The sequence below is a fragment of the Trinickia symbiotica genome, assembly GCF_003028655.1.
In the GTDB taxonomy this organism is placed as follows: domain Bacteria; phylum Pseudomonadota; class Gammaproteobacteria; order Burkholderiales; family Burkholderiaceae; genus Trinickia; species Trinickia symbiotica_A.
The window spans coordinates 25,313-47,247 of sequence record NZ_PYUC01000012.1 but is presented as its reverse complement, the minus strand read 5'-3'; the positions used below and the strand labels follow the sequence as shown (position 1 = coordinate 47,247).

Genomic DNA, 21,935 nt, shown 5'->3' with positions numbered 1-21,935 from the left:
CGTTGCCCGAGACGCGGCGCCCCTCGGGAACAGAGCCGCGGCCCTGCCCGACCTCTTCCGGCGCCACCGGGTTATCTGGCGCGCGGTTTCACCAGCGATGACAACGTCCGACAACATTTCCAGCTGCATTTCCGAGCACGACGCGCAGGCCTTGCCGGTCGGCGCGGCGCAGGCTGTCGTGCGGCGCTGGGCCGAGCCCGTGGCGGCGGCCGAGCGTGTCGCGCTGCGCGCCTCCCTCGGCCGTGTGCTGGCCGAAGACGTCGTATCGCCGATCGACGTGCCCGCGCACGACAATGCCGCGATGGACGGTTACGCGTTCGATGGCGCCATCGTCGACGAAGCGGCGGCGGGCCCGCGCGGCGCGAGCGCGGCGAAGCGGGATGGGGGCGCTGATGCCGCCGACGGCGCGGCATCGGCCGCGGCGCAGCAGCTCACGCTCGAGGTAGCCGGCCAGGCCTTCGCCGGCCATCCGTTCGCGGGTGCACTCGCGGCGCGCCAATGCGTCCGGATCATGACGGGCGCGCCGATGCCGTCGGGCTGCGACACCGTCGTCCCTCAGGAGTGGGTCGCGGTGAGTGGCAAGCAGGTCGCGTTCGATCCACGTCGCATAGCACGCGGCGCCAATCGCCGGAGCGCCGGCGAAGACCTGGCGCGCGGACAACCGGCGCTGCGCGCGGGGCGCATCATCCGCTCGTCCGATGTAGGCTTGCTCGCATCGCTCGGCATCGCTGAAGTGGCGGTGCGCCGGCGGCTTCGCGTTGCGTTCTTTTCGACGGGCGACGAGTTGCGCTCGATCGGCGAGCCGCTTGCGGCGGGCACGGTCTACGACAGCAACCGCTATACGATTGCGGCGATGCTTGCGCGGCTGGGCGTCGATGCACTCGACCTCGGCATCGTCCGCGACGAGCCGGCTGCCCTCGAAGCCGCTTTCCGCTCCGCAGCGCAAAGCGCCGACGTGGTGTTGAGCTCGGGCGGCGTATCCGTCGGAGAAGCCGATTTCACGCGCCGTATGTTCGAAAAGCTTGGCGATGTTGCGTTCTGGCACCTCGCCATGAGACCGGGCCGCCCGCTCGCGTTCGGACGTCTCTGGCCCAACGGGGCGAGCGGTCGACAAAGCGGGGAGCGGCCCGCCCTCTTTTTCGGGCTACCCGGCAATCCCGTGGCCGTGATGGCGACGTTCTATCAGATCGTCCGCGAGGCTTTGCTTTCCCTGTCAGGGGCTGACGCTGCCGCCCCGCTGACGCTGGCGGCCGCCGCCACGGTCACGCTGAAAAAACGCGCGGGCCGGACCGAATACCTGCGCGGCATCGCATCGCGCGGGGCCGACGGAGCCTGGCGCGTTGCGCCGACGCGCACGCAAAGCTCGGGCGCCTTGAGCTCGATGAGCGAAGCGAATTGCTTCATCGTGCTCGCGCACGAACGCGGCGACGTGATCGCCGGTGAACTCGTCGACATCATGCCCTTCGAAGGACTCATCTGATCCATGACCCACGAATCGAGCCAGTTCGTTTCTTACCGGGGCTTCTCGCCAATGAAAAAACAAATCTCGTCGATCGCAGCGGGTCAGACCGCGAAAGCGCTGATCCTCGTCTACCTGACGTTCAGCGTACCCATCGTCCTGCTCGGGATGCTGGTCGCATACATCAGATACGGATCCGTCGAGTTGAGCACGATCTTCAGCGCTCTGCTGCTCAATGCCATCCTCGGCTTCGTCCTGCTCTGGATCGCATGTCACGCGTATAACTGGGTCGCCTCGCGCTTCGGCGGCATCGAGATCGTTCTTTCGGACGCGCCGGAGGAAGCGTAATGCTTAATCATGACGACGACGCCCCCCACGCTCAGTATCGCTGGCCTCTCGCTCCCCCAGAGGGACTACGGGAGGCCTGCATTCGACCGGCCGAGCCGGACGACGTCGGCCCCATCCTCGCACTGATGCGCGAGTTGGCCGAGTTCGAGAAGCTGACACATCTCTTCGTCGCGACGGAGCAGAGCCTTTCGGACGCGCTCTTCGGTGCGCGGCCCGCGGCCGAGGCGCTCGTCGCCGAGCTCGACGGGCGCCTCGTCGGTTATGCGCTTTTCTTCCACAACTTCTCGACATTCCTGAGCCGTCGCGGGCTGTATCTCGAGGACCTTTACGTTCAGCCCGCGCTGCGCGGCAGCGGGCTCGGAACGGCGCTCCTGCGGCGCGTCGCGGCACTCGCCATCGAGCGTCGCTGCGGCCGCTTCGAATGGTCGGTCCTCGACTGGAACCAACGCGCCATCGATTTCTACACGAAGATGGGGGCGACCGTCCTGCCCGACTGGCGAATCGTCCGGGTCACCGGCGACTCGCTCGCTCAGCTCGCGCAAGGCGCATGACGTCCGCTGCGCGTCACGCTTCAGGCTCCTGCAGGCTCGCATAGGCATCGCCGAGGAGCCCTTCGGTCTGCTCGCCCGGCAACGCCTCGACTTCGCGCAGCTTGGTGTTCATGACGCGGGTACGGCGTTCCGCCGCTTCGATCGAACGCGTGACCGTCTCGAGCTGCGACTTCGTTTTCGCGAGCACATCACCGAATTTGCCGAACTCGGTCTTGACCGCGCCGAGCACCTGCCAGACCTCGCTCGATCGCTTCTCGATCGCAAGCGTGCGGAAGCCCATCTGCAAACTGTTGAGCAGTGCCGTGAGCGTGGTCGGTCCCGCGACCGTGACGCGGTAGTCGCGCTGGAGTAGATCGGTCAGTCCCGGGCGGCGCAGCACTTCCGCATAAAGGCCTTCGGTCGGCAAGAAGAGCAGCGCGAAATCGGTGGTGTGCGGCGGCGCGACGTACTTCTCGGCAATCGTTCGCGCTTCGCCGCGCACCCGCGCCTCGAGTGCGCGCGACGCCTCTTCGACGGCCACCGGGTCCGCGCGCTCCTGCGCATCGATGAGCCGCTCGTAGTCCTCGCGCGGAAACTTCGCGTCGATCGGCAGCCAGACCGGGGCGGCCGCCGCGGTGGCATCGCCGTTGCCGCTCGCGCCGCGGCCCGGCAGCTTGATCGCGAATTCGACACGTTCGCCGCTCTTCGGCACCGTGGCGACGTTCTTCGCATATTGATCGGGCGTCAGCATCTGCTCGAGCAGCGCTTCGAGCTGTACCTCGCCCCACGTGCCACGCGTCTTGACGTTCGTCAGCACTTTTTTCAGATCGCCGACGCCGGCCGCGAGCGTCTGCATCTCGCCGAGCCCGCGATGGACCTGCTCGAGCCTGTCCGAGACGAGCTTGAACGATTCGCCGAGTCGTTGCTCGAGCGTTGCATGCAGCTTCTCGTCGACGGTGCGGCGCATCTCCTCGAGCTTCGTCGCGTTGTTCGCCTCGATATCCTTGAGGCGTTGCTCGAGCGTCGCACGCACTTCCGCGAAGCGGCGATCGTTCGCCTCCATCAATTGAGCGAGCTGCTGCGACAGCGTATCGCCGAAGCGCTTCAGCGTCGCGCCTTGCTCTTCGCGCGCTTCGAGCGCTTGGCGCTGCAAGCTCTCGCGCATCGCATCGAGTTGCTTCGCGTTCGTATCGATGAGTTGGGCGAGGCGCGCGGCGAAGCCGTCGATCTGCTGATTCTGCACGGTCGCCACGCTCGTCAATTGAGCCGCGAGCGTTTGCTGAAACTGCGCGAATCCGCCGCCGAGTTCGACTCGCGACAAGCGCGATGTTTCGGCGATCTCGCCGCGCAGCTCGCGCTCGAGCCGCTCGTAGGCGCGCGCTTGCTTTTCGCCGGCCGCCTCGATGCATTCGCCGAGCTCGATGAACGCCGCGCGATCGTTCGCGCGAGCCAGACCGCGCATCAATACGGCCAGCGCCACGGCCAGCGCGATGACGGCAAGCGCCAGCGCGATCGTCAGGATCGTCGTCATGTGCGCGCCTTCCCGAGCACTTCAGGGTTGATCGGGTTCGGCGGCCGCCCCGCGCGCGGCCCCGCCCCGAGCGCCGCGATCAGATTGTCCGCGGCGAGGTTCGCCATCGCGCGGCGCGTCGTTTCGCTCGCGCTCGCGATATGCGGCGTCAGCACGGCGTTCGGCACCTCGAGCAATGCAGCATGCACGCTCGGTTCGCCCTCGAACACGTCGAGTCCGGCGGCGGCGATGCGATTCGCGCGCAGCGCCTCGGCGAGCGCGACATCGTCGACGATCCCGCCGCGCGCGATATTCGTCAGCGTGGCCGTCGGCTTCATCAGCGCAAGCTCGGCGCGCCCGATCGTATGGTGGTTCGCGGGCGTATAGGGCAATACGAGCACGACATGGTCGGCTTGACGCAGCAGATCCTCTTTCGACCGGTATTCGGCATTGAGCTCGGCCTCGATCTCGGGCGTCACGCGTGAGCGGTTGTGATAAAGGACGCGCATGGCGAAGCCGCGCGCGCGGCGCGCGAGCGCCTGACCGATTCGCCCCATGCCGACGATACCGAGCGTCGAGCCATAAATGTCGACACCGAGAAAGCCGTCGTAACGCCATCCGCGCCACTCGCCCGCGCGCAGCCAGCGCTCGCTCTCCGTTACGCGCCGCGCCGCCGCCATCATCAGTGCCCATCCGAAATCGGCCGTCGACTCATTGAGCACGTCCGGTGTGTTCGTCGCCAGCACATTGGCCGCATTGAACGCGGCGATGTCGAAGTTGTTGTAGCCGACGGCCATATTCGACACGACGCGCAGCCGCGGCGCGGCGGCGAACGTGGCGGCTCCGATGGGATCGCCCGCCGTCAGCGCCCCGTCCTTGTCGGCGAGTCTGCGCAAGAGTTCGTCCTGACTCAGCGCGGGTCCGTCGTTCCAATCGACCTCGAAATACGCCCTGAGCCTTTCGACGACATCGGGAAAGATCGAGCGCGCGACCAATACCTTTTGCATCACCTACCCCCGGAAAAAAAGAGCCACGTCGTCAACAGGAAAACGGGCACCAGAATCGCCCCGGCCCAGATAAGATAAGCGAAGAAGCTCGGCATGCGCACGCCGCGCGCTTCGGCGATCGACTTGACCATGAAATTCGGCGCGTTGCCGATATAGCTGTTCGCCCCCATGAAGACGGCCCCGGCCGAGATCGCCGCCAGCGTTCTCGCGCCCGAGGTCATCAGCGTTTGCGCGTCGCCGCCCACGAGATTGAAAAAGACGAGGTAGGTCGGCGCGTTGTCGAGAAACGACGAAAGCAGCCCCGTCGCCCAGAAATACATCGCGTCGATCGGCTTGCCCTGCGCATCGGTCACGAGATCGACGACAGGCGCGAAGGCGCCCTCTGCCCCGGCGCGCAGCATCATGATCACGGGCGCGATCGTGACGAAGATGCCCGCGAAAAGCTTGGCCACCTCGACGATCGCCCCCCAGTTGAACGCGTTGCCGACTCGCGCCGAGCGCGGCGTGATCGCGAGCGACAGCAACGTGAGCGCGACGAGCGCCACGTCGCGCAAGGCGTTTTGCAACTCGACGGGCGCGCCGAATACGGCGAACTCGACGCCGGGATTCCAGATTCCGCTCGTCAGCACTAGCATGACGACGAGCGCGAGCAGCACGAAGTTCACCTTCCCTTCGATGAAGACGCCGCGCGTATCGGGCGTCGGATCGAGGAACGCCGCCCTTTCCTCGGCCGCCCCCTCGCGACAGTGATGGAAGTACGAATCGAGCGCATAGAAAAGCGCGAGCAACACCGCGCAAATGAACAGCATCGGCAACGCAAGGTGCCGCGTCGTCCAGAAAAAGCTCACACCGTTCAGGAAGCCGAGAAAGAGCGGCGGATCGCCCAGCGGCGAGAGCGAACCTCCCGCATTGGCGACGAGAAAAATAAAGAACACGACGACGTGCACCACGTGTTTGCGATTGTCGTTCGCGCGCAGCAACGGGCGAATCAGCAGCATCGCCGCTCCTGTCGTGCCCATGACGCTCGCGAGCAGCGTGCCGAGCGCGAGGATCGCCGTATTGACTTTCGGCGAGCCATGCAGATTCCCGCGTACGCAAATGCCGCCCGCGATCGTGTAAAGCGCGGTGAGGAGCACGATGAAAGGCACGTACTCGGTCACGAGCGCATGGGCGAGCGTGCCGAGCGCGGCCGGCGCGCCGAAAGCATAGGCGAACGGCGCGAGCAGCGCGACAGCCCATGCGGCGGCGACTTTGCCGAAGTGGCGATGCCAGAATCCGGGCGCAACGAGCGGACCGATCGCGATCGACAGCAAGATGCCTGCGAACGGCAAGGCCCAGAGCGGAGATAGCTTTGCGCCGTCGAGCGTGGCGGCCGCGACGCCGTGCGACCAGAAGCCCAGCGCGAGCGCGGCCGTGACCATCGCGCTCGCTGGCGCGGTGTTTCGAGTCCTCATCCGGGTTATGCGCCGAGTACGACGATCGCGTGCACGCGGTAGGGACCGTGTGCGCCGAGAACGATGGTTTGCTCGATGTCGCCGGTGCGCGAAGGCCCAGACACGAAGTTGACCGCGCGCGGCAACTCGCCGCGCTCGGCGCGCATCAGCGCGAACGCTTCCTCATGAGCGGCGACGATGCGCGAAGCCGGCACGACCGCGATGTGCGTCTCGGGCAGCAGCGCCGCGGAGACTTCCGTGCCCGGCCCCGAGAGCAGCACGAGCGAACCGGTCTCGGCCGTCGCGCAGAAACAACCGGTAATGCCGACGAGATCGGAATCGCGCGGTGCCCGGAACTCGACGGCGATACCGGCTTGCGCCCATGCAAGCGCCTCGAGCGAGCGCCAGGCGACAGCCTGCGTCGGCAGGCCGTTCGCGTTCAGGTAGCGCAGCGCCGCCGCCGGCGCGTCAGCGAGCGTCGCCACTTCCTCTACCGAAGTCGCCATTGCGCGCGCTTCATCGATGAAGCGCGCGATCAGCCCGTCCGCGTCGGCCGGCATCGGCGGGCGCGGCCCCGCCGGATGGCGCGCGAGATAGTCGGCCGCGGCCTCGAGCTCGGCCGGCTCAGGCTGCGCCGCACGGCCGCTCGCGGCGCGTATGCGCGCGAGGATGTTGCGGCGGGCCGCCGACGTATCCATGACCTTCTCCATTTTGCGAGGCGAAATCGAACAAGAACGGTCGATTATAGCGGCGGTGTTTTTTGGGATAAACCGGCCGTCAAGCCAATCCGCGCGAGCATCGCGAGGACGCCCGCGCGCTCATTCCGATTGGTCGGGCGTATCCTCGACGGGCGTCTCGATACCGAAGACCTGGCGTAGATAGGCGATATACGCCTTGTCGTCGCACATGTTCTTGCCGGGCGAGTCGGACAGCTTCGCGACCGGTTGCCCGTTGCAGCGAACCATCTTGATGACGACCTGCAACGGGCTGTAGCCGAGATCGTTCGTCAGATTCGTGCCGACGCCGAACGCGAGCCGGCAGCGCCCGCGGAACCGCTCGTAGAGCTTGAGCACCTTCGGAATGTCGAGCGCGTCGGAGAAGACGAGCACCTTCGTGCGCGGATCGCAGCGATTTTCCTCGTAGTGGCGCAAGAGCGCCTCGCCCCACTCGAACGGATCGCCCGAATCGTGCCGCGCGCCGTCGAAGAGCTTGCAGAAATACATGTCGAAGTCGTTGAGGAACGCCTTCATGCCATAGACGTCGGAAAGCGCGATGCCGAGGTCGCCGCGGTACTCCTTCGCCCAGACTTCGAAGCCATAGGTCTGCGAGTCGCGCAGCCTCGGGCCGAGCGCCTGACAGGCCTGCAGGTATTCGTGCGCCATCGTGCCGAGCGGCGTCAGATCATGCTTTTTCGCGTAGTAGACATTGCTCGTCCCCGCGAGCTGCCCGCCGATGCCATCCATCAACGTGAGAATGACCTCTTCGTGCCAGCGCTTCGAGAAACGCCTGCGCGTGCCGTAATCGGCGATCTTGCACTCGGCGAGTTCGGGCCGCGCGAGCAGCTCGATCTTCTCGCGCAAACGATCGCGGCCGATCTGATAGTCGGGGTGGCGCTGCGTGTTGCGGAAGTACACCTCGTTGACGATCGCCAGCACCGGGATCTCGAAGAGGATCGTATGGAGCCATGGGCCGTTGATGACGATGTCGATTTCGCCGTTGCCCTTCGCGGAGGGTTCGACCGAAATGTACTTTTCGTTCAGGTGAAAGAGCGCGAGGAAGTCGATGAAATCGCTCTTGATGAAGCGCATGCGGCGCAGATAGTCGAGCTCGTCCTCGCCGAAGCGCAACTGGCAGAGCTTGCCGATCTCCTCGCGGATCTCGCCGACGTACGGGACGAGATTCACGTTCGGCGTGCGGCAGCGGAAGCGATATTCCACTGTCGCGGCGGGGAAATGATGCAAGACGACTTGCATCATCGTGAACTTGTAGAGATCGGTGTCGATGAGCGATGTGATGATCATGATCGAAGCCGGAGCGCTAACGGTCGAGGCGCGCCGGGCACGACGCACGGCGCCCGCCGCTGCCGCATGTTACCCGAACCGCGGTCGCCGGGCCTCACGCACAGAGCGCGGCAATCGCCCATAAACTAATCACGAATCGATCTAAGCCGCCGCTCGGGCCCGTGGCCATTGGCGCCTTGGCATTACGCTACAATATCCCGTTTGCGTACCCGGCATCTTAAAATACCGCGTTTGCGTCCCCTTCCGATACCCTGAGTGTGCAGGAGCTTGAATGACTCACGTTGTGACCGAAAGCTGCATCAAGTGCAAATATACGGACTGCGTCGACGTTTGTCCGGTGGATTGCTTTCGCGAAGGTCCCAACTTCCTCGCGATCGATCCCGATGAATGCATCGACTGTGCCGTCTGCGTAGCCGAGTGCCCGGTGAACGCGATCTATGCCGAGGAAGATGTTCCCGGCGATCAGCAGCAATTCGTCGCGCTCAACGCCGAATTGGCCAAGAACTGGCCGAGCATCACGAAGACCAAAGGTTCGCTGCCGGAAGCGGACGAGTGGAAGGACGTGCAAGAGAAGCTGAATCTGCTCGAGCGCTGAAATAGCGCGTTGGCGCGCGTCCCTACGTTCTCGGCTCATGTTCTTCCCGTCAGGCTCGCACGGCGCGAGCCCTCTCGCCGTCCCGCAAGCGCGTCGGCGCGCTTCGTCCGCGTGACGCCCGCGCGCGAGAGCCGCGAGTGACCGAAGGTATTGACAGGGTACGCTTCGGTTCATACAATCTCGTTTCTCAGCTGTTCCCCGATAGCTCAGTCGGTAGAGCGCCGGACTGTTAATCCGTAGGTCCCTGGTTCGAGCCCAGGTCGGGGAGCCAAAGAAATGCGTACGAAAAAGAGCCCGTTCGAGAAAACGGGCTCTTTTTCGTCAAGACTTGTCATTGTCGATCCCCGATAGCTCAGTCGGTAGAGCGCCGGACTGTTAATCCGTAGGTCCCTGGTTCGAGCCCAGGTCGGGGAGCCAAGCTTGAAAGGGGCGGCGTGCAAACGCCGCCCCTTTTTCGTTCGATGTCGCGGGCGCTTTCGGTGCCGGGCTCGAGGCCGAGGCCGGCCGACCGGCGGCATGGCGGCCCCCATCGCGCGAGGCCGCTTGCAAAGTATTCCGAACGGCTTAGTCTTCTCGAATATGAGTACGACGACAAACGCGCCCCCTTTTCGCGACTTCGCCCGTTTCTGGCGTAGCCCGCTCGTGCCCGGCGCCGATATGCTGACGGCCGAGTACCGCGAGCACGAGTTCGCGCCGCATTGGCACGAGGCCTATACCGTGCCCGTCATCGAAGCGGGCGCGGAAGCCTATGCCTATTGCGGCGCGCGCCGCGTCGCCGAGGCAGGGTCCGTTCCGATCGTCAATCCCGGCGAAGTCCACACGGGCTCGCGCGCGATCGAAGCGGGCTGGCGCTATCGCGTCTTCTATGTCCCCGTCGACTATGTCCAGCGGCTCGCCGACGAGATGGCGGGCAAGCCGCAGCCGCTGCCATGGTTTCCGCTGGAGCCGATCCGCGATGCCGATCTTGCCGCCCGCATCGGCCACGCGCACCGCGTGCTCGAAGCCGGTGCCGATTCGCTCGCGGGCGAAACGGCACTCGTCGATGCGCTCTCCACGCTCCTCGTTCGCCATGCTCAGCGGCGGACCGACGCGGCGCGGCCGGCCGCCGATGCGCCGCGCGTGGCGACGATGAAAGCGCGGCTTGCGGCCAATCTCGTCGAGCCCGTCACGCTGACGGAGCTCGCCGAAGCGGTGGGCCTTTCGCCGTTTCATGCGGCGCGCCTCTTCGCGCAGGCCACGGGCTTGCCGCCGCATGCCTGGCGCAACCAACTGCGGTTGCAGCGCGCGCTCGCACCGCTGCGCGCCGGCGCGTCCATCACTGAAGTCGCCGCCGCGAGCGGCTTCACCGATCAAAGCCACTTCACGCGGCACTTCCGCCGCATGTTCGGCGTGCCGCCCGGCCGCTGGCAGGCGGGCTGACCCGCGGCTGGCGCGCGCCCGCATCGCCAGCGCAAGAACGTACAAGCGCCGTTCTCCTGCCGGGCGTTAAGCTCGACGGCAAAGGAGGAGCATTAAATTGGTTGAATCGAACACCCGCACTTCGCTCAGCGAATTCGCCGAAGGCGCCCGCGATACGATTCCGATGATGATCGGCGCGGCGCCGTTCGGCGTGATTTTCGGCACGCTCGTCACATCGGGCCCGTTGCACCTCTGGCAGGGTCAGCTGATGTCGCTCGCAGTCTTCGCCGGTTCGGCGCAATTCATCGCGCTCGGCCTCATCGCCGGTCACGCGGGATTCGCCGTCGTGCTGGCAACGACGCTCGTCGTCAATCTGCGTCACCTGCTCTACAGCGCGACGCTCGCTCCGTATGTCGCGCGGCTGCCCGCGCGCTGGCGCTGGACGCTCGCCGCGCTGCTGACCGACGAGGTGTTCGCCGTCGCCTACGCTCGCTATCGCCACGCGCCGCCCGGTGCGATCGGCCCGCACTACTTCCTGGGCTCAGGCGTCGCCATGTATGTGAACTGGCAGCTCTGGACGCTGGCCGGGCTGCTCTTTGGCGCCGCCTTCCCGCGATTGCAGTCGCTCGGGCTCGACTTCGCGATGGTCGCCACGTTCATCGCGATCGTCGTGCCGCAGCTCGTCGCCGTGCGCTATATCGCAGCGGCCGCAACCGCCGGCACGCTCGCCTGGGTTTGCCATGCCTGGCCCTACAAGCTCGGGCTGCTGGCGGCCGTCGCGGGCGGCGTTGCGGTGGGCGTCGCCCTGTCGCGGCGCCGGTCGACGCCCCATCGAGCCGACAGCCGCTGCCAAGCCCAGTCGCGCGCCGAAGCGGGAGCGACGCGATGAACTATGTGCTGCTGATCCTCGGCATGGCCGTCGTCACCTGCCTCATTCGCGCGGCCGTTTTCGTGCTCGGCGAGCGCATCGCCTTTCCGCCGCTCGTGCGCACGGCCCTCGGCTTCGTGCCCGTCACTGTTCTCACGGCCATCATCGTGCCGATGGCCGTCGCGCCGCACGGCGGCGGCGCCGAGCTGACATGGCGCAATCCGCAGCTCGTCGGCGCGCTCGCGGCCGTAGGAATCTCGGCCGTCACGCGCCGGCCGCTCGTCACGATCGCCGTCGGCCTCGCCGTATTCTTCGCCTGGCAGGCGTTCGTCACGGGTTGAAGGGCCCGCATGCTCGATGCGAGGCGACCCGGAGCCCTCAAGTTCGGCCGATTGCCGCCGATAAAGAGCCGTACAGCGTTTCTCGGCCGAAGCCCGGGCTGATTTCGCGGACCTTCCGGCGCGAGCCGCGCCGGGGGCCGCACGAACGCGTCCGCGCGGCAGACCGCCAGTATTGCGCTGCCGCCCGCGGCGCCGGGCACACGGACTCGCTCTCAGGACATCTCATGGGCCACATCACCCTTTCACTTCGTGACGAGACGATCGCCTCTCTGCAAAAGGACTTCGAAGCCTTCGTGCGCGTATCGCTGAAGCTCGATCCGCAGTTCGCGACCCCGTCGTTCGAGGACTTCCTGCGCGCGAAGCTGCTCGACAACATGGTGCCGCTGACCGAGCACGCGGTGCAGCGGATGCTGCAAGGCGGCCAGTACGCCTGGGCCAAGCGCACGCTCGACAAGGAATTCCCCGATGTCGTCGCGATTCTCGTGCGGCAGGCCGAGGACCACGGCTTCGCCTTCGCCGTGCGCTCCGAATGGACGCCCGACGAGCTCGCGAAGGCCTGTCGCGAGTGGGCCGCGGCGATCGTCAAAGAGGCGGGCGGCGACGCGTCGCTCGTCGACCCTCTCGCGGCGCAGATCAAGTCGTCCGCGCGCGACATCCAGTCGCTCGAGGAAAAGATGCAGACCCCCGCTTGGCGGCTCGCGGAATCGCTGCGGCAGCGCGTCTACGAGGCCAAGATCGCCTGCGAGACGAGCGTCGGCAGCACGGCGCGGGAAAAACTCGGCGAGCTGCGCGGACTCCTCAAGCTCGGGCTCTCGCACGGTTCGTTTCAAAAACAGGAAGCTCAGCAGATCATGGAATTCTTGCGGCTGCTCAAGCCCGAGATCTTCGTCGAGGAGCCCTACGACATCTTCTCGCGCATGGCCGCCTGGCTGCGCAACTTCTTCATGGCCCCGGTGCGGCCGCCGCAGCCCGAACAGCGCCGCCCGCGCTGAGCCCCGGTCGGCCCGTTCGGTTCGACGGTTTCGTTCGTGGGCCCGGTTCAAACTGATTCGGAAAAGTCCGGTTCACTCGGCGCCCTGCTTGGCTTATCATGCGTGCCCTTACTCCGTTTCACGGAGCGCATACCGGCATGGCCAATCTCGATTTCACGCTGACGGGCGAGTACGTCGAACTGCACAACCTGCTCAAACTTATGGGCCTCGCCGATAGCGGAGGCGCGGCGAAATCGCTCGTCGCCGCGGGCGCGGTGAAGGTCGACGGCCGCATCGAGCTGCGCAAGACCTGCAAGATCCGCGCGGGCCAGGTCGTCCTGCTCGGCGATGCGCGTATCGCCGTGCACGAAGCCGTCTGACGGTTCCGCAGACCGGCACAGTCCGCGCCACTCGCCGGGGCCGACTGTTCATCGACAGTTTGGCCGCCAGGCAATAAGCTGTTCATCTTTCAGATCAATAACACGCCAGGGCGCCACGAATCGGCGCCGGTTCCGAGGCTTTTCGTTTCGATATCCGCCATGTCGCATTCCGGACACGCGGCCGCCGCGCCGCCCACTTTCACTCGCCATGCGGCCGAGACGGCACGGCTCGCGGCGCCGCTCGCCATCGCTCAACTTTCGCAGATGGCCATGGGCGTCACCGACACGATTCTGCTCGGCGCGCTCGGCCCGGAGGCCATCGCCGCCGGCGGCCTCGGCGCGGGCACGTTTTTCGTCGTCGCGACGCTGCTGCAAGGCGTGCTGACGTCGGTCAGCGTCACGGTCGCCAATGCACGCGGGGCCCAGGCCGATCACCACGTGCCGCACATCTATTGGACGGGGCTTCTGCTGTCGGCGCTGCTCGCCATACCCGCCTTCGTCCTCCTTTCGTTCACGGAGCCGATCCTGCTCAGGTTCGGCGAGCCGGCCGTGCTGGCGCACGACGTCGGCGCCTACACCGCCGTGCTGCGCTGGGCATCGCTCGGCAGCCTCATCGGCGTCGGCATGATGCGCGCGTTTTTGCCAGCCATCGGCGCGGGCAAGCGCCTGCTATGGATCTCGATCGGGAGCGTCGGCATCAACGGCGTGCTCAACTACGGTCTCATTCACGGCGCCTACGGGCTGCCGCGCCTCGGCCTGCTCGGCTCGGCCACCGCCACGACGGCAACAGTCTGGCTGACGGCGATCGCGCTCGTGGCCTGGCTCCACGGCCGGCCGCGGTATCGGCATTTCGTCGCGGCAAAGCGGCCCAACGCCCCGCTCATGGGAGAGCTGCTCGGCATCGGCTGGCCCGTGGCGATCACCTATGGCGTCGAGTCGACGCTCTTCCTTGCAACCGGCCTCATGATCGGTCTGCTGGGGCCGACGCCGCTCGCGGCGCACCAGATCGCCCTCAGTGTGGCTTCCGTCACGTTCATGGTGCCGCTCGCGATCGGACAAGCCGCCAATGTACGCGTGGGCTACTGGATGGGCGCCAGACAACCGCTCGCCGCGCGTCATGCGGGCTTTGTCGCGCTCGGGCTCGGCGTCGCCTTCATGTCCCTCACTGGGCTCGTCTTCATCACAGCGCCGCGCGCAATCGTCGGACTTTACTTGCGCCTCGACGATCCCGCGAATGTACAAACGGCCGCGATCGCTGCCTCGCTGCTCGGCGTCGCCGCCGTCTTCCAGATCGTCGACGGCATGCAGGCGATCGGCTCCGGTTGTCTGCGCGGTCTGAAGGACACGCGGATTCCGATGCTCGCCGCCGCGTTCGGCTACTGGGGCATCGGGTTTCCGACCGGGTATCTGCTCGCCTTTCACGCGGGCCTCGGCGCACGCGGCCTCTGGTGGGGACTCGCCGCGGGGCTGGCGAGCGTCGCCGCGCTCATGACGTTGCGATTCGAGCGGATGACGCGCACGCCGTCATGAGCGATTTTCTCGCATAGGCTGGCGCCGGTCGGAAGAAACAGGAACGGTGCTTGCAGAGCGTTAGAATGTCTATTCGTGCCAGAGCAATCCGCTCTCGGCCCAACCCGACTGTCATGCACCGAGAGAGGAAACCCGCCGTCTCGTTCATCGCGCGCCTGGCAATGGCCCTGCTGGCCTTGCTCGTCGCAGCCTGCTCCTCGCTGCCGCCGGCGACGTCTTTCGATCGGCCCGTCACCCATGCGCTCGCGGACCCGCAAGCGACACCGCTCGGCCAAGCGCTCGCGCCGCTCGACGCCGCGCACCCGGGCCAATCGGGTTTTCGTCTGCTCTCGAACGGGACCGACGCGCTGCAGATGCGGATCGCGCTGGCCCGCGCGGCGACGAAAACCCTGGACCTTCAGTACTACATCGCCGCCGAGGACACGACAGGAAGGCTGCTGTTGGCCGCCGCGCTCTATGCAGCCGATCGCGGCGTGCGCGTGCGGATGCTCGTCGACGATCTCAACCTGGACGATAGCCGGCACCTGCTCGCCGCGCTTGCCACCCATCCGTCGATCGAGGTCCGCGTCTTCAATCCGTTCGGCGCTACTCGCAGCAGCTTCTTCACGCGAACCGAAGACATCTTCACGCGCATCGACCGCTTCACACGCCGCATGCACAACAAAGCGATGATCGTCGATGGCTCGGTCGCCATCGTCGGCGGCCGCAACCTCGGCGACGAGTACTTCAGCGCCAGCCCGACGCTGCAGTTTCGCGACCTCGACGCGCTGGCGGCGGGGCCCATCGTCGAGCAGATTTCAACGAGCTTCGATACGTTCTGGAATAGCGCCCTTGCCTACCCGCTCGCCGTGCGGGACCGGCATCACTACAAGATGGCCGATCTGCATGCGGCGCGCGAAGCGCTGCGCGCGCATTGGCGCGCCGAGGCGCAGGCGGTCGGCGCGAAGCCGCTCAAAAGCGCGCCGCTCGCGACGCAAATTGCCGACGGCGAGCTTGGCCTCGTTTGGGCGCCGGCGCAGTTCCTTTCCGATTCGCCGCGCAAGGTGACGGCGGCCGACGGCGACTATCAGAGCCCGCCGATGCATCGGCTCGCGGAACTGCTGCACGGCGCTCAGCACGAGGTGCTGATGCTGTCGCCGTACTTCGTGCCGCACGATGCCGGCGTCAAATTGCTCGGCGACCTCACGAAGCGTGGCGTGCGCGTCGCCGTCGTGACGAACTCCATGGCATCGACCGATGCCGTCGCCGTGCAGGCCGGCTACAGCCCCTACCGGATCCCGTTGCTGAAGGAGGGGGTCGAACTCTACGAGTTTCAGCCGTTGCAGCGCGATGGCCGACGCTACTTCGCAGGCTCGAATTCGCGCTCGAGCCTGCACGCGAAAACCTTTGTGATCGACCGGCATACGCTCATCATCGGCTCGATGAACCTCGACCCGCGCTCGGCTTTTCTCAACACCGAACTGGCGCTCTTCATCGAAAGTCCCGAACTCGCCGCGGCCGACGCCTCGCTGATCGAGCGCGCGATGTCGCCCGACGTGAGCTACCGGGTGCGGCTCGCGACTCCGCAAGAGAACGCCCAACTGCACGCGCTCGGCGTCCCCGCTTCGGGCCTGGTCTGGACCGGCGACGATCACCTCGGCTCGCGCACCGTCCCGCATACGTGGTCCTTCGATCCGCAGGGGGGATTCGTACGTAATGCGCTGACGGGTTTATTCTTGTTGTTGCCGATCGATTCCCAGCTGTGACGGAGCCACTCATGACGGACAACACCGAAGACGTACGGATGGAGCGCGATACGTTCGGCGAGATCGCCGTGCCGAGCGCGCGTCTGTGGGGCGCGCAGACGCAGCGCTCGCTGCAGAACTTCAAGATTTCCACGGAAAAGCAATCGCCCGAGATCATCACCGCGCTTGCTCTCGTCAAGCGCGCGGCGGCCGAAGTCAACCTCGAGCTTGGCGTGCTGGCCGAAGACAAGGCCCGGGCGATCATGCAGGCGGCCGACGAGATCATCGAGGGCCGGCATGCCGGCGAGTTTCCGCTCGCGGTCTGGCAAACGGGCTCAGGCACGCAGACGAACATGAACCTCAACGAGGTCATCGCGAACCGCGCGAGCGAAATGCTCGGCGGTGAGCGCGGAATGGCGCGCAAGGTTCATCCGAACGACGACGTGAATCGCGGGCAGTCTTCGAACGACGTATTCCCGACAGCGATGCACGTCGCCGCTGCCGTGGGCATCGTCAAGCATCTGCTCCCGGCGCTCTCGACACTGCGCTCGACGCTCGACGCGAAGGCGCGTGCGTTCGCCGGTATCGTCAAAATCGGCCGCACGCACTTGCAGGACGCGACGCCGCTCACGCTCGGCCAGGAGTTCTCCGGCTACGTCGCTCAGCTCGAGCACGGTATCGCGCACGTCGAGTCGGCGCTGCCGCATCTGTACGAGCTCGCGCAGGGCGGCACCGCCGTCGGCACGGGACTGAACGCGCATCCGCAATTCGCGGACCGCGTGGCGGCCGCGATCGCGCGCCTGACGGGGCTCCCGTTCGTCAGCGCGCCGAACAAGTTCGAGGTCATGGCCGCGGCCGACGCGCTCGTTTTCGCGCACGGCGCTTTGAAGACAGTGGCCGCGAGCATGATGAAGATCGCCAACGACATTCGCTGGCTCGCGAGCGGCCCGCGCTGCGGGCTCGGCGAAATCTCGATTCCCGAAAACGAGCCGGGCAGCTCGATCATGCCCGGCAAGGTCAATCCGACCCAATCGGAAGCCGTGACGATGCTGTGCTGCCAAATATTCGGGAACGATGTGGCGATCAATATCGGGGGGGCGAGCGGCAATTTCGAGCTCAACGTGTTCCGGCCGATGATCGCGCACAACGTGCTGCAGTCGACCCGATTGCTCGCCGATGGCGCGCAGAGCTTCAACGATCACTGTGCGGTCGGCATCGAGCCGAATCGCGAGCGCATCGATACGCTGCTCAACGAATCGCTGATGCTCGTGACGGCGCTCAATCCGCACATCGGCTACGACAAAGCCGCGCAGATCGCGAAGAAGGCACACAAGGAGGGCTCGACGCTGAAGGCCGCCGCGCTTGCCCTCGGCTATGTGACCGAGCAGCAGTTCGACGAGTGGGTGCGACCCGCGGACATGGTCGGCGGGCACGGCCAGTGAGCGCGACGCGCGGGGCGCTTCAGATCCTGCCCTGCGCCATCTCCTCGGGCTTGAGCTCGACGATGGCGTCGAGCGCGGCCTTGACGTCCATTGCGTACTTGGCCACGCGCTTTTGCTCTTCCGTTTCAGGGACGAACGGCGGCACCGGAATCGGTGTGCCGTTCTCGTCGACGGCGACGAAGACAACGAGGCAGTCAGTCGTCAGCCGCAACTGGCCGCTCTTCGGATCGCCCGCATGGACGGTGACGTGGATGTGCATGCTCGTGCGTCCCGTCGCGACGACGCGCGCACGCAATTCGACGAGATTGCCGACGAGGATCGGTCGCCGAAAACGGATGTTGCCGACGCTGACCGTGACGCAATAGCGCCCCGACCACACCGCCGCGCACGCGTAAGCGGTTTCGTCGATCCACTTCATCAGGGCGCCGCCGTGCACCTTCCCGCCGAAGTTCACGGAGGTGGGCTCCGCGAGAAAGCGAAAAGTCGTTTCGGAACGGTCGAGCGGGGCGGTCGGCGTATTCATCGGGACTCCGTCTGGCGCAAAGCGTGCTGGAAAGGGCCCGATTATACGGGCCCAATTTTCCCGCACGCGATGAGCGGACTGCGATTCACTGTTCGCTCTTCAGTTATGAAACGAGACGCCCTCATCGATCGTGCCGTACATCGTGATGCTGCCGCCTTGCGGCCAGGCGCTCGAAGGCTCTCCCTGCGCGCACGCGGCGCAGAGCCACGCGGCAAGCGCCGCCGCTATCCATGTTTTCATCGGTCCCTCCGCGAGGCATCGGCTCCTCTTTCCACGAGCCGATTCTAGCGCGCACGCGAATGCGCGAACGGGACCGCCGTCCCGACGCGCATTCGACAGTTCATCGACGATTGAAACATCGAATGTCAGCGGCGATTAAAGTAAACCTCCGACGTTGCCGTGAGGTATGCCATGACTGCTTCCCTGCCGAATGCCGAGTTGAATCGCGAAGTCGCCTATTTCCCTGGCCTGAGCCGGATCGGCGCCCTGCTGGCCGACCCGGGGCGGGCGGCCATGCTCTGGGCGCTGATGGACGGCAGCGCGCGCCCCGCCGGCGAGTTGACGCTGATCGCCGGGCTTTCGCCGTCTTCGGCGAGCGGGCATCTCGCGAAACTGACCGAAGGTGGTCTATTGACGCTCGAAGTGCGCGGGCGGCACCGCTACTACCGGATCGCGACACCCGAAGTGGCCGACTCGCTCGAGGCGCTTGCGAACATTGCGCAGGCGAGCGCCCCGCAACGCGCGACGATGCGGCCCGCCCGCACCGTGCCGGTCGACCTTCGCTATGCGCGGACCTGCTACGACCACATGGCCGGCGAACTGGCCGTAAGCGTCTTCGACCATATGCTCGCGCAAGGCTGGCTCCTCGTCGAGGATGGCCGTGCTGTCGAGACCACGGAAAGAGGCGCGCGCGCGCTCGCCGAGTGGGGAATCGACCTCGAGCGTCAGCGCACGCTCAAACGCCGTTTCGGCTGCACGTGCCTCGATTGGAGCGAACGACGCGCTCACCTCGGCGGAGCGCTCGGCGCGGCGCTGCTGGCGCACTGGTGTGAGCGCGGCTGTGTCGAACGTGCGGAGAAGCCGCGCGTGCTGCGCGTGACGCCCGCGGGCCGGCGCTACTTCGACGCGCTGCTGGCACGGTGAGCCCCTCGCCGTCCTATCGGATGGCGCAAGCTGACGCGGGCGGAGACACGCAAGACACGCAGAGCGCGCGAGTCAACGCCGGGTGGCGCGAGAACCCTCGGCCCGGATATTTTTCGTTACAGCGACAGACCATGACCTTACAAATGCGTATGCATTGATACAAGCCGCGCCGCTACATTGGTGACACGGATAACGTACTATCCGGTCGGCCAACGAGAACCATCATGACAATGCGGACCACCTCGCCCCTCGTCACTTTCAGGCGCCTGACGAACTGCACGCTGATCGCAGCCATCTCTTTCGCGCTCGCCGCCGAGCATGCCCTCGCCCAAACCGCGCCGCCCGACGAGGCGCCGGCGGCCACCCAAAGCGTGGATCCGCCCGGCCGCGTCGCGCGGCTCAATTACATGGCCGGCACTGTGACGACCGAGCCCGCGGGCGCGAGCGACTGGTCCTATGCCTCGATCAACCGCCCGCTCACGACGGGCGACCAGCTCTGGAACGATGCAAACGCCCGCTCGGAGCTGCACATCGGCTCGACGGCGCTCCGGCTCGGCGCATCGACGAACCTCGACATCCTCAATCTCGATGACACCAACGCGCAGCTGAAGGTGACGCAAGGCACCCTCTCGACGCGTGTGCGCGCATTGCCGCCCGGCAGCTCGTACGAAATCGACACGCCGAACGTCGCGCTCGCCGCGACGCGGCCAGGCGATTACCGCGTCGACGTGGCGCCGGACGGCAGCACGACGACCGTGACCGTGCGAAGCGGCGCGCTGACCGCGTACGGCGACAACGGCCAGACGCCCATCGAGGCCGGCGAGCAGATCACCTTCTCGGGCACGAGCCTGCAGGAAGTGGCGAGCGCCGAGGCGCCGGCGCCCGACGAGTTCGATCGGTGGGCGCAGAACCGCGACTTGGCGGAGGACCGCTCGGTTTCCGCGCGCTACGTCTCGCGCGAGGTACCGGGCTACGAGGATCTCGACGAAAACGGCACCTGGCGCGAGGACCCGCAGTACGGCGCAGTCTGGGTTCCAACCGCCGTACCTGTCGGCTGGGCGCCCTATCACTACGGTCACTGGGCATGGATCGCGCCGTGGGGCTGGACGTGGGTCGACAATGCGCCATGGGGCTTCGCGCCGTTCCATTACGGCCGCTGGGCTTATGTCGGCTCGTCATGGTGCTGGGTGCCCGGCCGCATCGTCGCGGCGCCGCCCGTCTATGCACCGGCACTGGTCGCGTTCGTGGGCGGCGGAGGCGGCGGCTTCGACTGGAGCGTGAGCCTGTCGATCGGCGGTGCCGCCTCGCCCGGCGTCGCCTGGTTCCCGCTCGGCCCCGGCGAAGCCTGGCGCCCGCATTACGGCGGTTGGAGTCCGCGCTATTACGAGCGAGTCAATCAGACCGTCATCGTGAACCAGAACGTCAACATCACGAACATCCATAACACGTACATCAACTATCGCGCACCGGGCGCCGTGACCGCCGTGCCGGCGACGGCGTTCGTCCATGGGCAGCCCGTCGCGCGCTTCGCGCAAAAGGTCGATCCGCGACAGTGGCGCAATGCGCGGATGAGCCCGGGCACGCCAGGCATCGCGCCCGTGCGCGAGAGCTATGCGCCGGGCATGCGCCCCGCGACCTACCGACCGCCACAGTCGATCGCGGCGCGCCAGGTCGTCGCGACGCGCGCGCCGGCCGTGCCGCCCGTGTACCGCGATTCGCTTGCGCAGCACCTCGCGCAAAGCGGCGGACAGGTGCCGGGCGCGGGACGGCCCGGAACGCCGATGACGCCGCCGGCGGGCGTTGCGGCGCAGCTTGCCCACCCCGGGGCGAATGCGGGTGAGGCTCGCAATGTGCGGATCGTGGGTCGCGAATCGCCGGTCGTCATGCAGGGGCACGGCCCCGCGCAGGCAGGCGAACGGCCTGCCGCGGGCGCGGCCGGTGGGCCGAACGGAGCGCGCCCCGGCTTCGAGCCGCGGCCGCAAGCACCCGCCGCGGAACGCCCGCCGCAAGGGCCCGTCGCCGAGCGGCCGCAAACGAACGGCGTGCCTCGCCCGCCGGCCCAGAACGCGTTCGGAGCGGGGGCCGGCGCGGGCAATCCGGCGCATGGCGCACCGGCCTGGACGCAACCGCATGCGCCTGCCGCGCAAGGCGGCCTCGATCACGCACGGCAACCGGCGGCACAGCAGGTCGAGCGCGGGCCGCAAGGCGGCGCCGTACCGCGGCCCGGCATCGCGGCCGAGGCGCAACCGCGCGTCGAAGCCCGGCCGCAACAGGCGCCGCAGCCGCAGGCGCGCTTCGAACCGCCGGCCGAGGCGCAACCGCGAACGGAAGCCCGCCCACAACCGGAGCCGCAGCCACGTGTCGAAGCTCGGCCGCAGCCGCAATCACGAATGGAAGCGCGGCCGCAGCCGCAGCTGCAACCGCGAATCGAACCCCGGCCCGAGCCCCAGCCACAACCGCGTGTCGAAGCTCGGCCGCAGCCGCAACCGCGTATGGAGGCTCGGCCACAACCGCAGCCTCATATCGAAGCTCGACCCGAGCCGCAGCCGCATTTCGAGCCGAGGCCGCAACCCCAGCCGCAGCCGCGCGTGGAAGTCCGACAACCGCCGCCGCCTCAGCCGCATTTCGAAGCGCCGGCTCAACCGCACGCGCAGCCACACGAGCAACCGCATCCACAGCAGGGGCACGAGAACCATCCGCAAGGTTGAGCTA

21 protein-coding genes and 2 tRNA genes are annotated in these 21,935 nt (G+C 66.7%); 16 read left to right on the top strand and 7 right to left on the bottom strand.

Annotated features, from left to right (window positions below; translation table 11 throughout):
• Nucleotides 1-97 precede the first annotated feature (97 nt).
• From moeA to C9I57_RS22575, 3 genes are read left to right on the top strand one after another with little or no spacing between them, the layout of a single operon-like run.
• A complete protein-coding gene (moeA, locus tag C9I57_RS22585) occupies nucleotides 98-1,480 on the top strand; it encodes a molybdopterin molybdotransferase MoeA (RefSeq protein ID WP_107152861.1) in 1,383 nt (460 codons plus the stop codon).
• Nucleotides 1,481-1,531: 51 nt separating this feature from the next.
• A complete protein-coding gene (locus C9I57_RS22580) occupies nucleotides 1,532-1,807 on the top strand; it encodes a hypothetical protein (RefSeq protein WP_107152860.1) in 276 nt (91 codons plus the stop codon).
• Nucleotides 1,807-2,358, top strand: a complete 552-nt coding sequence (locus C9I57_RS22575) for a GNAT family N-acetyltransferase (protein WP_258187782.1) — start codon at nucleotides 1,807-1,809, stop codon at nucleotides 2,356-2,358. Before C9I57_RS22580 ends, C9I57_RS22575 begins: the two co-directional genes overlap by 1 nt.
• 13 nt (nucleotides 2,359-2,371) lie before the next feature.
• Here C9I57_RS22575 and rmuC read toward each other — a convergent pair whose 3' ends face one another.
• The 5 genes from rmuC to pncB form a co-directional block, all read right to left on the bottom strand.
• Nucleotides 2,372-3,868 (bottom strand): DNA recombination protein RmuC, encoded by a 1,497-nt coding sequence (rmuC, locus tag C9I57_RS22570; RefSeq protein ID WP_107152859.1) that lies wholly within the window; start codon nucleotides 3,866-3,868, stop codon nucleotides 2,372-2,374.
• A complete protein-coding gene (locus C9I57_RS22565) occupies nucleotides 3,865-4,854 on the bottom strand; it encodes a 2-hydroxyacid dehydrogenase (RefSeq protein WP_107152858.1) in 990 nt (329 codons plus the stop codon). Before C9I57_RS22565 ends, rmuC begins: the two co-directional genes overlap by 4 nt.
• Complete coding sequence (locus C9I57_RS22560; protein WP_107152857.1) at nucleotides 4,854-6,275, bottom strand: sodium:proton antiporter; 1,422 nt, start codon at nucleotides 6,273-6,275, stop codon at nucleotides 4,854-4,856. Before C9I57_RS22560 ends, C9I57_RS22565 begins: the two co-directional genes overlap by 1 nt.
• 38 nt (nucleotides 6,276-6,313) lie before the next feature.
• Nucleotides 6,314-6,985, bottom strand: a complete 672-nt coding sequence (locus C9I57_RS22555; RefSeq protein WP_107152993.1) for a LutC/YkgG family protein — start codon at nucleotides 6,983-6,985, stop codon at nucleotides 6,314-6,316.
• Nucleotides 6,986-7,105: 120 nt separating this feature from the next.
• On the bottom strand, nucleotides 7,106-8,308 hold the full coding sequence (pncB, locus tag C9I57_RS22550; RefSeq protein WP_107152856.1) for a nicotinate phosphoribosyltransferase: 1,203 nt from the start codon (nucleotides 8,306-8,308) through the stop codon (nucleotides 7,106-7,108).
• A 271-nt stretch (nucleotides 8,309-8,579) separates the two neighbouring features.
• Between pncB and fdxA the strand changes: the two genes are divergently transcribed.
• The 11 genes from fdxA (at nucleotide 8,580) to fumC (ending at nucleotide 17,557) form a co-directional block, all read left to right on the top strand.
• Entirely contained in the window at nucleotides 8,580-8,903 is a 324-nt protein-coding gene (gene fdxA, locus C9I57_RS22545; RefSeq protein WP_107152855.1) for a ferredoxin FdxA, read from the top strand.
• A gap of 195 nt (nucleotides 8,904-9,098) precedes the next feature.
• Nucleotides 9,099-9,174 (top strand) — tRNA-Asn (locus C9I57_RS22540).
• Between the two features lie 70 nt (nucleotides 9,175-9,244).
• A tRNA-Asn gene (locus C9I57_RS22535) sits at nucleotides 9,245-9,320 on the top strand.
• Between the two features lie 162 nt (nucleotides 9,321-9,482).
• Complete coding sequence (locus C9I57_RS22530) at nucleotides 9,483-10,322, top strand: AraC family transcriptional regulator (protein WP_107152992.1); 840 nt, start codon at nucleotides 9,483-9,485, stop codon at nucleotides 10,320-10,322.
• 163 nt (nucleotides 10,323-10,485) lie between these two features.
• The gene (locus C9I57_RS22525) at nucleotides 10,486-11,190 is read left to right on the top strand and encodes an AzlC family ABC transporter permease (protein WP_258187791.1); all 705 of its coding nucleotides are present in this window, start codon (nucleotides 10,486-10,488) and stop codon (nucleotides 11,188-11,190) included.
• The gene (locus C9I57_RS22520) at nucleotides 11,187-11,510 is read left to right on the top strand and encodes an AzlD domain-containing protein (protein WP_107152853.1); all 324 of its coding nucleotides are present in this window, start codon (nucleotides 11,187-11,189) and stop codon (nucleotides 11,508-11,510) included. Before C9I57_RS22525 ends, C9I57_RS22520 begins: the two co-directional genes overlap by 4 nt.
• A gap of 224 nt (nucleotides 11,511-11,734) precedes the next feature.
• Nucleotides 11,735-12,502, top strand: a complete 768-nt coding sequence (locus C9I57_RS22515) for a DUF4088 domain-containing protein (protein ID WP_107152852.1) — start codon at nucleotides 11,735-11,737, stop codon at nucleotides 12,500-12,502.
• 137 nt (nucleotides 12,503-12,639) lie between these two features.
• Entirely contained in the window at nucleotides 12,640-12,861 is a 222-nt protein-coding gene (locus C9I57_RS22510; RefSeq protein WP_107152851.1) for an RNA-binding S4 domain-containing protein, read from the top strand.
• A 159-nt stretch (nucleotides 12,862-13,020) separates the two neighbouring features.
• A complete protein-coding gene (locus C9I57_RS22505) occupies nucleotides 13,021-14,391 on the top strand; it encodes an MATE family efflux transporter (protein WP_107152850.1) in 1,371 nt (456 codons plus the stop codon).
• A gap of 161 nt (nucleotides 14,392-14,552) precedes the next feature.
• Nucleotides 14,553-16,136 (top strand): phospholipase D-like domain-containing protein, encoded by a 1,584-nt coding sequence (locus C9I57_RS22500; RefSeq protein WP_107152849.1) that lies wholly within the window; start codon nucleotides 14,553-14,555, stop codon nucleotides 16,134-16,136.
• Nucleotides 16,137-16,174: 38 nt separating this feature from the next.
• Nucleotides 16,175-17,557: a class II fumarate hydratase gene (gene fumC, locus C9I57_RS22495; RefSeq protein WP_107152991.1), complete on the top strand. Its 1,383-nt coding sequence runs from the start codon at nucleotides 16,175-16,177 to the stop codon at nucleotides 17,555-17,557.
• 19 nt (nucleotides 17,558-17,576) lie between these two features.
• On the opposite strand, the gene C9I57_RS22490 is transcribed toward fumC, so the two are convergent.
• On the bottom strand, nucleotides 17,577-18,080 hold the full coding sequence (locus tag C9I57_RS22490; RefSeq protein WP_018441543.1) for an acyl-CoA thioesterase: 504 nt from the start codon (nucleotides 18,078-18,080) through the stop codon (nucleotides 17,577-17,579).
• A 99-nt stretch (nucleotides 18,081-18,179) separates the two neighbouring features.
• Nucleotides 18,180-18,320 (bottom strand): hypothetical protein, encoded by a 141-nt coding sequence (locus tag C9I57_RS32840; RefSeq protein ID WP_181321919.1) that lies wholly within the window; start codon nucleotides 18,318-18,320, stop codon nucleotides 18,180-18,182.
• A 171-nt stretch (nucleotides 18,321-18,491) separates the two neighbouring features.
• Between C9I57_RS32840 and C9I57_RS22485 the strand changes: the two genes are divergently transcribed.
• Nucleotides 18,492-19,223 (top strand): ArsR/SmtB family transcription factor, encoded by a 732-nt coding sequence (locus tag C9I57_RS22485; RefSeq protein ID WP_107152848.1) that lies wholly within the window; start codon nucleotides 18,492-18,494, stop codon nucleotides 19,221-19,223.
• Between the two features lie 230 nt (nucleotides 19,224-19,453).
• Nucleotides 19,454-21,931, top strand: a complete 2,478-nt coding sequence (locus C9I57_RS22480; RefSeq protein WP_181321928.1) for a DUF6600 domain-containing protein — start codon at nucleotides 19,454-19,456, stop codon at nucleotides 21,929-21,931.
• Nucleotides 21,932-21,935 lie beyond the last annotated feature (4 nt).

Excerpts from the sequence above, each read along its gene's own strand:
- moeA (WP_107152861.1), top strand. The coding sequence starts at position 98 with ATGACAACGTCCGACAACATTTCCAGCTGCATTTCCGAGCACGACGCG.
- C9I57_RS22580 (WP_107152860.1), top strand. The coding sequence starts at position 1,532 with ATGAAAAAACAAATCTCGTCGATCGCAGCGGGTCAGACCGCGAAAGCG.
- C9I57_RS22575 (WP_258187782.1), top strand. The coding sequence starts at position 1,807 with ATGCTTAATCATGACGACGACGCCCCCCACGCTCAGTATCGCTGGCCT.
- rmuC (WP_107152859.1), bottom strand. The coding sequence starts at position 3,868 with ATGACGACGATCCTGACGATCGCGCTGGCGCTTGCCGTCATCGCGCTG.
- C9I57_RS22565 (WP_107152858.1), bottom strand. The coding sequence starts at position 4,854 with ATGCAAAAGGTATTGGTCGCGCGCTCGATCTTTCCCGATGTCGTCGAA.
- C9I57_RS22560 (WP_107152857.1), bottom strand. The coding sequence starts at position 6,275 with ATGGTCACGGCCGCGCTCGCGCTGGGCTTCTGGTCGCACGGCGTCGCG.
- C9I57_RS22555 (WP_107152993.1), bottom strand. The coding sequence starts at position 6,985 with ATGGATACGTCGGCGGCCCGCCGCAACATCCTCGCGCGCATACGCGCC.
- pncB (WP_107152856.1), bottom strand. The coding sequence starts at position 8,308 with ATGATCATCACATCGCTCATCGACACCGATCTCTACAAGTTCACGATG.
- fdxA (WP_107152855.1), top strand. The coding sequence starts at position 8,580 with ATGACTCACGTTGTGACCGAAAGCTGCATCAAGTGCAAATATACGGAC.
- C9I57_RS22530 (WP_107152992.1), top strand. The coding sequence starts at position 9,483 with ATGAGTACGACGACAAACGCGCCCCCTTTTCGCGACTTCGCCCGTTTC.
- C9I57_RS22525 (WP_258187791.1), top strand. The coding sequence starts at position 10,486 with ATGATGATCGGCGCGGCGCCGTTCGGCGTGATTTTCGGCACGCTCGTC.
- C9I57_RS22520 (WP_107152853.1), top strand. The coding sequence starts at position 11,187 with ATGAACTATGTGCTGCTGATCCTCGGCATGGCCGTCGTCACCTGCCTC.
- C9I57_RS22515 (WP_107152852.1), top strand. The coding sequence starts at position 11,735 with ATGGGCCACATCACCCTTTCACTTCGTGACGAGACGATCGCCTCTCTG.
- C9I57_RS22510 (WP_107152851.1), top strand. The coding sequence starts at position 12,640 with ATGGCCAATCTCGATTTCACGCTGACGGGCGAGTACGTCGAACTGCAC.
- C9I57_RS22505 (WP_107152850.1), top strand. The coding sequence starts at position 13,021 with ATGTCGCATTCCGGACACGCGGCCGCCGCGCCGCCCACTTTCACTCGC.
- C9I57_RS22500 (WP_107152849.1), top strand. The coding sequence starts at position 14,553 with ATGGCCCTGCTGGCCTTGCTCGTCGCAGCCTGCTCCTCGCTGCCGCCG.
- fumC (WP_107152991.1), top strand. The coding sequence starts at position 16,175 with ATGGAGCGCGATACGTTCGGCGAGATCGCCGTGCCGAGCGCGCGTCTG.
- C9I57_RS22490 (WP_018441543.1), bottom strand. The coding sequence starts at position 18,080 with ATGAATACGCCGACCGCCCCGCTCGACCGTTCCGAAACGACTTTTCGC.
- C9I57_RS32840 (WP_181321919.1), bottom strand. The coding sequence starts at position 18,320 with ATGAAAACATGGATAGCGGCGGCGCTTGCCGCGTGGCTCTGCGCCGCG.
- C9I57_RS22485 (WP_107152848.1), top strand. The coding sequence starts at position 18,492 with ATGACTGCTTCCCTGCCGAATGCCGAGTTGAATCGCGAAGTCGCCTAT.
- C9I57_RS22480 (WP_181321928.1), top strand. The coding sequence starts at position 19,454 with ATGCGGACCACCTCGCCCCTCGTCACTTTCAGGCGCCTGACGAACTGC.